General features: G+C 45.1%; 5 protein-coding genes and 4 pseudogenes. 4 read left to right on the forward strand and 5 right to left on the reverse strand.

The window, feature by feature from the left end; translation table 11 throughout:
• Positions 1–544: 544 nt before the first annotated feature.
• The 5 genes and pseudogenes from NG833_RS28995 to kdpA form a co-directional block, all read right to left on the reverse strand.
• Positions 545–1,165 carry a transposase gene (locus NG833_RS28995; RefSeq protein WP_254568739.1) on the reverse strand — a complete coding sequence of 207 codons (621 nt, stop codon included), beginning with the start codon at positions 1,163–1,165 and terminating at the stop codon, positions 545–547.
• 283 nt (positions 1,166–1,448) lie between these two features.
• Positions 1,449–2,575: pseudogene (locus tag NG833_RS29000) on the reverse strand (sensor histidine kinase KdpD).
• A 200-nt stretch (positions 2,576–2,775) separates the two neighbouring features.
• The gene (gene kdpC / locus NG833_RS29005) at positions 2,776–3,369 is read right to left on the reverse strand and encodes a K(+)-transporting ATPase subunit C (protein ID WP_375293982.1); all 594 of its coding nucleotides are present in this window, start codon (positions 3,367–3,369) and stop codon (positions 2,776–2,778) included.
• A gap of 150 nt (positions 3,370–3,519) precedes the next feature.
• Complete coding sequence (locus NG833_RS29010; RefSeq protein ID WP_254568740.1) at positions 3,520–3,693, reverse strand: potassium-transporting ATPase subunit F; 174 nt, start codon at positions 3,691–3,693, stop codon at positions 3,520–3,522.
• A 327-nt stretch (positions 3,694–4,020) separates the two neighbouring features.
• A pseudogene (gene kdpA / locus NG833_RS29015) lies at positions 4,021–5,766 on the reverse strand (potassium-transporting ATPase subunit KdpA).
• Between the two features lie 609 nt (positions 5,767–6,375).
• On the opposite strand from kdpA, the pseudogene NG833_RS30865 reads away from it, so the two are divergent.
• The 4 genes and pseudogenes from NG833_RS30865 to NG833_RS29030 form a co-directional block, all read left to right on the forward strand.
• A pseudogene (locus NG833_RS30865) lies at positions 6,376–6,681 on the forward strand (histidine kinase dimerization/phospho-acceptor domain-containing protein); the annotation flags it as partial.
• Positions 6,682–6,986: 305 nt separating this feature from the next.
• Positions 6,987–7,214 carry a sensor histidine kinase gene (locus NG833_RS30870; protein WP_309143896.1) on the forward strand — a complete coding sequence of 76 codons (228 nt, stop codon included), beginning with the start codon at positions 6,987–6,989 and terminating at the stop codon, positions 7,212–7,214.
• Positions 7,215–7,893, forward strand: a pseudogene (locus NG833_RS29025) (response regulator).
• Between the two features lie 227 nt (positions 7,894–8,120).
• Positions 8,121–8,627 (forward strand): hypothetical protein, encoded by a 507-nt coding sequence (locus NG833_RS29030; protein ID WP_254568741.1) that lies wholly within the window; start codon positions 8,121–8,123, stop codon positions 8,625–8,627.
• Positions 8,628–9,257 lie beyond the last annotated feature (630 nt).

The following is a 9,257-nucleotide window of genomic DNA, read 5'->3' on the forward strand; positions in this document are numbered from 1 at the left end:
GGGCGTATGCAATACGCCCCTACAAGTCATCGGTCCGTGGAATGGGTTCGTAGGGGCGCAATGCGCAGGCCCTCTTGGGCGTATGCAATACGCCCCTACAAGTCATCGGTCCGTGGAATGGGTTCGTAGGGGCGCAATGCTTGCGCCCAAGAGGGCGTATGCAATACGCCCCTACAATGGAATGGGTCCTTGGAATGGGTTCGTGGAATGGGTTCGTAGGGGCGCAATGCTTGCGCCCAAGAGGGCGTATGCAATACGCCCCTACAATGGAATGGGTTCGGGGAATGGGTTCGTAGGGGCGCAATGCTTGCGCCCAAGAGGGCGTATGCAATACGCCCCTACAATGGAATGGGTCCTTGGAATGGGTTCGTGGAATGGGTTCGTAGGGGCGCAATGCGCAGGCCCTCTTGGGCGTATGCAATACGCCCCTACAATGGAATGGGTCCGTGGAATGGGTCCGTAGGGGCGCAATGCGCAGGCCCTCTTGGGCGTATGCAATACGCCCCTACAATGGAATGGGTCCGTCGCTTGCACCCCTAGTTCACTAAAATTCTAGATCCAGGAACAGTTCAGAAAAATCGTCTTGAAATTGAGGATGATCTGGATCTTCTCCCCAACGTTGGGGATTTAGTTGGATATATTCTCGAATTGAATCAAGCGCCTTTTCATCTTCGATAATCGACTCATAATAATTCCTTTGCCAAATGGGAATAGATGGATTTTTACAAAGTTGATTAATTTTCCTGGTCACACTTCCTTTAAATCCGCCAATAAAAGAACTCAAAGAATTTGCTTTACGATTAAAAGATTTTTTAGAAGACTTATTATATAAACTTCCAAACTCATATTCACAGGGCAATCCATGACTTAAATCAGTTTTCTGTAGTTCCTTGGCTTCAAGAATCCAGACAATTCCATGTAAATGATTTGGCATAACAACCCATTCATCTAATCTGATATTGGGTCTCATTTCGGCAGATTTCAGCCATTCAACCTGCACAATTTGACCCAGGTGATTGAGGTGCATTTTTCCATCATAAATTTTGCCAAGCCAACATTGTTTGCGGGTAGTACACAGGGTAATGAAATAAGCTCCGGGCTGCGAATAATCATAGAAAGGGAGACGGATAGAACGGCGATGATGAATTTCAGGATTATATTTCATGATGATGTTAAGGCATCACAAGAGAATATGCAAGAAACCCAGTTTCTAAAGCTTAGGTATAAATTGAGGGCGTAAGTCGCCGCGACCCTAATGCTTGCGCGCAGTAGAATTACACCCGCAACAATCATATCACATTTACCACCGTTATAAGGCACTCCTTTAAATATCTGTGCTTCATGAGTTTAGGAACGTCTATATTGAGCAAGTGTCGCGAGATTAGGGTTCCGAGTTGTCCTCAGTCCGACGCTTAATGGAATGAAAAAGCACTGCAAGACCCTGAGTTTTAAGTCTCTTTAGTGCTGTTGGCAATGATATGTAAATCAATCTCGGGAAGCGATTTCATCAACTGCTGGACAAGAGAACCCCGCCACAATAAATCCCATCGCGATCGCCGGCTTTCTCCTAACACAATTTGAGTGATGCGATATTGAGCAGCAATCTTAGAAATGGCTTCCTTAATATCCCGGCTTTCTACCCGGACAAATTCACCGCCAAATTCCTCACAGAGCTTTTCACAGGTTTCAATATGCAGACTTTCCTCTTTCGTTAAAAACCGCTCCGGGGATGAGACAAACATCACATAAAATGGTGCATTCATATAATTAGCCAGTCTCGCCCCCGCCGAATTAATAATAAGGATTTGGGATAAGTGGAAACACAGACTAAGACCCGCTCTTGGATACTACAAGTTAATCCCGGACGAGTTCCAGATAAGACATTTTCTTCTATATTATCGGCAACTTCTCTTAAGGCTAATTCTCGCAACGCCACTAAATTACGGCGTTGGAAAAAATTAGCGAGGGATTGTTGAATTTTAGCGGGAGCATAGATTTTGCCCTCGCGCAATCGTTCTTCTAGGGTTTCTGGGGTGATATCCACCACCAGGACTTCTGATGCTTCTTCTAACAGGCGATCGGGAATCCGTTCTCGCACCACAACTCCCGTGATTCTCGCCACTAAATCCTTGAGACTTTCAAGATGCTGAATATTAACCGTAGAATAAACATCAATTCCCGCCTCTAAAATAAATTCCACATCTTGATAGCGTTTTTCTCGTAGGGAACCGGGGATAGTAGTATGAGCCAGTTCATCGACTAAGACTAATTGAGGCGCACGGGCTAAAATCCCATCCACATCCATTTCCGTCAAAACAATCCCGCCTCGTTGGATTTGTTGGCGCGGGATAATTTCCAATCCTTCTGCTTTTTCGGCAGGGTCTCGACGGCCATGAGTTTCTAACAGTTCAACTACCACATCAATCCCTTCCTGTTTGAGCGCGAGTGCTTCTTCCAGCATTCGGAAGGTTTTGCCAACCCCGGGTGCCATGCCAATATAAATTTTATGTTTACCCCGACGACGAGAGGGCTGATACAGGGAATCGGATTCTGGGAATTGTTCGGGTAATTCCATAGGTTGATGAGAATAAAACAAGGTGATTTTCCTCCTGTTTTTGAAGCCGTTAATTTAGATTTCAGGGAGCATTTCAATTTTTTTAAGAGACCTAACCCCCCAGCCCCCTTCCCACCTCTCCCCGGCCCTCTCCTACAAGGAGAGGGAGAATAAGGAATTTTTTTTTATTGCTGGAAGGGGGAGCAAAGGGTTAACCGGATTTAGACTCCCGAGATTTGGTCTAACTCTAAATTGAGTTTCAAAACGTTAACTCCAGGTTCCCCAAAAAATCCTAAAAAGCGACCTTCAATATAGTTATAAATCAACTCTTCAATTTGACTGGAGGAGAGTCCTCTAGCTGTGGCGACACGTTGTACCTGAACCAAAGCAGCTTCCGGGGTAATATGCGGATCTAAACCCGATCCCGAACTGTATAGTAAATCCCCAGTTGGATTCACTACAGCCCCCGTTAATGCAGCAATTTCTTCCGTAATTCGGGTCATCCATTCGGGATTACTCGGTGCTAGATTGCTGGCACCAGAGACGCCCGTGGGTTGTGCCTCTTCACCTTGACTATAGTTAACCACACTCGGACGACTCCAAAAATAGCCCGGTTCGGTAAACTCTTGACCGATTAATGCAGAACCTACGACTTCACCCCCCTGGGTTTGAATTAAACTGCCATTGGCGATATTGGGAACGAATACTTGGCCTATAAACAAAATAAAAAAGGGATAAATTACAGCCGCAATTACCCATAAAATTAGGGTGGCACGCAGGCCGATTAATATATCTTTAATCAGCGGCATAGTCATGGTTGTTTCTCCTGCGTTAATTCAATTTAATGATGATGGCTTGAATTGGGAAGGGTTTTCTTTTTCCCCAGAAATGATATCTCTTCTGCTGGAATTCCCTGCAAAGCCAGGGAGGGTATGGGGCTGTCTTTTCAATCGAAACCACCCCGGTTAAAACCGTTCATGTTGAATGATGACGGTAAACAAGTAAATGGACAAACCCAGGGTTAAAAGTCCCAATAGGCCAAGAGTCCAAGCCGATTGGCGAGTTAAGGAATCCCCATTTGAAGCATAGAGGGCGGGAGCAATTAATAGGTTAAAAACCATGACAAAAAGTAACCGCATGGCGATGGGGTGTCTTTGCCATAATTTGAGAAAATCCTCAAATTATTCTAGTAATTGGGGAAGGACCTGGGTTTTTTCTAAAACCGGGATTTGGGGTAAGTCTCTCTTTCTGTTCATGCTGTTTTCTCCAATTTCAAACCAATTCAAAGTCTGTGAAAGTCCAAACCAGTCTAGGCCAAGCCAATTAACACAATGGCCCAGTCAATGAGTTTAATTCCAATAAAAGGAGTGACGACGCCTCCTAATCCGTAGATTAGTGACGCATCGGGTCCTGGGGTTGACCCTGGGTAGATCCAGGTTTGTTGTTCGTCATCGTCTTCATGATTGTTATAAGAATTGAATCAGAATAAAGTGAGCTTGAAATGACCTAAAATTAACTGAAATAAATCTGCTATTTCCGCCCAATTTAAAGACTTCAGCCAGAGGTCCGAGGGCAATTACAGGAAAGAAAGTTAACAGCCCTAAAATTAACATCACTCCGGCAGTAACACTGGTAAATAACGGGGTATCTGTTCGCAAAGTCCCGGGAGTTTCTGGAACGGGTTGTTTATTAGCCATGCTATCTGCCAAGAGCAATAAAGCAATAATGGGAACATAACGTCCGGCTAATAAACTCATGCTGGCACTCAAGTTCCACCAGAGAGTATCATCTCCCAAACCTTCAAATCCAGACCCATTATTCGCCGCAGCAGAAGCATATTCATAGACGACTTGAGAAATTCCATGAAAGCCTGGATTGCTGATATTTCCCAGAAGTTCTGGATAGGCGATCGCAATTGCTGATGGAATCAAAATCGCAATGGGATGTACTAATAAAATCACACTGGCTAATACAATTTATCGCTTTTCAATTTTTCGTCCCAAAAAGTCCGGAGTTCTCCCCACCATCAATCCTGTTAGAAATACAGTCAAAATCAAAAACACAAACAAATAAGCCGTTCCGGTTTCCTGTCCTCCCCAAATAATTTGTAAAAATAGATTAAACAAGGTTGAAAACCCACCCGTAGGCATCAGGGAATCATGCATTCCATTCACTGCCCCACACATGGTTCCCGTCGTATTAACGGCCCATAAAGCCGTTTGCGCCCATCCAAATCTGACTTCTTTTCCTTCTAAATTTGGGGTGGAACTTCCCAACAAATTATTCACCACAGGATTGCCGCCATACTCCCCGACTGCCGTAATCGCAATCAAGGCAACATAGAGAATAAACACCATCCAAAATAGCAACCATCCCTGTTTTTTATTTCCGGCAATGATGCCGTAGGTGTAAATCAAGGAAGCCGGAATCGAAACCATACTGACGGTTTCTACTAAGTTTGTAAATCCATTCGGATTTTCATAAGGATGAGCCGAATTAATGCCCAAAAATCCCCCGCCATTTTCTCCCAGTTCCTTAATAATTTCAAAGTGAGCAACCGGACCTCGGGCAATAGTTTGAGTGACTCCTTCTAAGGTCGTTACTGTAGCGGGTCCAGCTAAAGTTTCCGGAACCCCAGCCAGCAGCAAAACGATCGCACCCATCACCGAAATCGGCAGCAAAATTCGGGTGATGCTGCGGGTTAAATCCACATAAAAATTCCCCAAGGGTCTGCCGGTTAACCCGCGAATAAAGGCAATGGCTACCGCCAACCCAGTTCCTGCCGAGGTAAACATCAAAAAACCCAAGGCAAACATCTGGGAGGCATAAGTAAAGGTGGTTTCTCCTGAATAATGTTGCTGGTTTGTATTGGTTGTAAATGAAATCGCGGTATGCAGGGCTAAATCCCAACTCGGGGCCTCTAATCCAGTTGAATTTAAGGGCAGTATTCCTTGAAACATGAAGATTAAAAAGACCAAAATCCCCATCATCAGATTACTGATGAGTACCGCCCGGGCATATTGCCAACCCGTCATAGATTCCCAGGATGATATGCCTCCGATTTGATAAATCCAGGGTTCAATTGGTCTACATCCTCGGTCAAAAAAGGTTCGTTCTTCTAAATACACATCAGCCATGTAACGACCGAAAAATGACACAATTGCCACTAATATCCCTAGAGTTAAAGTGATTTGAATGAATCCTTGTAGCATAACAATCAATGATTTTTCCTAGAAAGGACTCCAACCTAGATTGGTTAGATAGCGAAAGTGGCCACAGGTGAATAAGGGTTCACAGCCTGAACTTCTCTGCCTTGATGGCATCGGGAAAAGACTGAATAGTTGTTACCCCCAGCGGTGAGTTCGCTATATCTGTATGCATTATTAGGGACAAATTTTGAATTAGACAAGATATAGAAGGCTGTTTGGGGAGAAATTCAACCTCTCAATATAGGGCGAGTCATATAAGGGGAATGAGAACGTTTAGATAGCTCTATATCTGGAGATATAAAACTGGGATAAACGGGCAAGCCTTTAGTTAAAATAGACCCAATCAAAATTACCCGGCGAGTTTTAAGGATGTGGCATCAGATATCCAACCCTAAGCGGATTTCAGCGAAAACTCAGCATCCGTTTGATACCCGATGGTCGATCGCCTGTGTCTGTGCGATCGTCTTTGTACTGGAATTTTCGACTCCACCGCCTTATGTTTTTGGTTATCTTTATATTGGGACGATTATCTTGGCGAGTTCGCGGTTAAATAGCTCAACCACCTGGAAAGTCACGCTCTTAGGATCGGTTTTAACCCTGTTAAACTTAGTGATGCCAGGAACTGAATTGATTAATCTATCGGTGATTGCGAACCGAGTGCTCGTGGTATTGGCGCTACTGGTGACGGCATGGTTAAGCAATCGCACTCGATCTTATGAAGAGGCGATCGCGCAACACAAAGCGCAACTGCAAGCACAAGCACAACTGGCGCAACTCCGGGAAGATTTTGTCTCCACCCTCACCCATGACTTAAAAACCCCCCTCTTAGGCGCGATCGCCACCGTCAAATCCTTTCAGCAAGAGGAATTTGGTCCCCTGATTCAGACACAACAACAGGTTTTGGAAATGATGGAACGCTCTTTCCAAACCACCCTCCAACTCGTAGAAACCATGCTGGATGTCTATCGCAACGATAGCGAGGGACTCCAACTGAATCTGATGCCGGTTAATTTAGTCGCCATTGCTGAAGAGGCGATCGCCTCCTTAACCCCCTTAGCTACCAACCGGCGCATCTACATTCGCACCCGGTATGGAGAATCCCAATTTCGTCGCACCCTCTGGGTTCGCGCCGATTCCTTACAACTGCACCGCGTCTTTACCAACCTCTTGGCTAATAGCATCAACCATTCCCCTCGTGGCGGTTTAGTTGATGTTATCCTAGAATCGACTTCCACCGCACAAAAGGTTCAAGTCCTGGAGAATTCCCTCATTTATTTGAACGCTTTTATCAAGGTCATAGCAATCGCCATGCCAAAGGTTCCGGACTGGGTTTGTATTTGAGCCGACAGATTATTGAAGCTCATGGGGGAAGGATTTGGGCCGAACATAACCCACCTCATGGGGCAAAATTTTGCTTTAAATTACCCGCTGCTCAACCCCTTCCCAATTAAATGCCATCTACTTCCCGACTCCGTTTATTATTAGTTGAAGATGACGAACTGTTTCGCCTCGGATTACAAGTGCGTCTGCAACGAGAAGGTGATTTAGAAATTATTGCCGAAGCGGAAGATGGCGAATCCGCTGTGGAATTAACCCCCCCAATATCAACCGGATGTTGTGGTTTTGGATGTCGGACTTCCGGGAATCGGTGGCATTGAGGCTTGTCGGCAAATTACCAAAAACCACCCGGATATTCCGGTTTTAATCTTAACCTCTCATTCCCAAAAAGCACTGATTGAACGGTTAATTGAAGCGGGGGCGAAAGGCTATTGTCTCAAAGGCATTGCTCCAGAAACCTTAGTCCTAGCAATTCGCTCTTTAGTGGCCGGGGCTTCCTGGTGGGATCCTACCGCCACCCAACAGATTAAAGAGAATTTTGCGAGTCCTACACCCCTGGTTACTCCACCGGAACTGGTTGCCAATCCCCTCACGAAACGAGAACAAGAAATTTTAGCCCTAGTTGCAGCAGGAAAGAGCAATCAAGAAATTGCCTCTATTCTCTTTATCGCCCCAGGTACGGTCCGGGTTCATGTTCATGCTATTTTACAGAAATTGGAAGTGCGCGATCGCACTCAAGCCGCAGTTTTAGCCATTCAAAATGGATTAATCGATTCGGATTCCCGGCTGTGAACCCTCTCCCATTTTGACTCGGGCTAAACCTAGACTCTTCGTGAATTTTTAACTTATTTATCATAGGTTTACGCTTTTGTCAAGCCGAGAAATCTAAATTCTTCATCCAACATCAGTAGTCCCCAACTCGATCTAAAATGAGTGCATCGTGGGTTCAGTGCCGTTCCTCACTGGGACCTACCTCAATCCGTCCTTAACGCCGTATATTAACCTCATAGATTTCCTTTATGAACTATCTCGTTGCTGTTGTATCAGACCGAATTCAGGCAGAAACTGCTTACTCTGTCCTCGAAAAAGAAGGTTTTCCCCTCAATCAAGTTTCTATTTTGGGTCGGGGTTATAAAAGTGCTGATGAATATGGCTTGATCGACCCCAACGAACAAGCCATTAAACAAAGTAAATTAATGGCAACTTGGCTGATTCCCTTTGGTTTTTTTGCTGGAATTGTTTTTAGTGTGATTTCCGGTTTACAAACCTTTAGTTGGGCCGGGGAAATTGGCAATCATGTCGTAGGCGGATTCTGTGGTGCCATTGCCGGTGCAATGGGCAGCTTTTTTGTCGGAGGCGGTGCCGGAGTCGCCTTCGGCAGTGGCGATGCCTTACCCTATCGCAATCGCCTCAATCAGGGGAAATACTTGATTGTGGTTAATGGTTCCCCTCGTTCGATTAATCAAGCCAGTCTAATTTTGCGTAAGCTCGATTTGGAAGGGTTGCAAAGTTACTTAGAAGAGTAAAAATAGCGGTAATTTTTAGGGATTGATAAATCCGGAAACGACTGAAGTCGTTACTACAAACGAAGAGAAATCCTCCGACGTTCGTAGTAACGACTTCAGTCGTTCTCCATGTTCGTAGTAACGACTTCAGTCGTTCTCTTGGGTGTTCGTAGTAACGACTTCAGTCGTACTCCATGTTCGTAGTAACGACTTCAGTCGTACTCCATGTTCGTAGTAACGACTTCAGTCGTACTCCATGTTCGTAGTAACGACTTCAGTCGTTCTCCATGTTCGTAGTAACGACTTCAGTCGTTCTCCATGTTCGTAAATAGGTTTAGGTTTTAGGAATTCTTCAATCTGGAAATCCGGAAACGACTGAAGTCGTTACTACAAACGGGGAAACTCCTCATTTGATAGGGTTGGGTTTTCGGAATTTGTTAATCCGGAAACGACTGAAGTCGTTACTACGAACGGGGAAACTTCTCAGTTGATGGGTGGGTTTTTAGATTCGGTTAGGGGATTCCAACAAATAAATCATCCTTGCTTTGATGCGATCGCACCTAACAAGGCTCTTTTAGCCCGCGCAGGCGGGCTTTGTCCGTGTAGCCCCAGGCTTGAGCCTGCGGGTTTTTTGAAGGTTTTATTTTTTGG

The sequence above is a fragment of the Oscillatoria sp. HE19RPO genome (assembly GCF_024220515.1).
GTDB lineage: Bacteria > Cyanobacteriota > Cyanobacteriia > Cyanobacteriales > Laspinemataceae > Laspinema.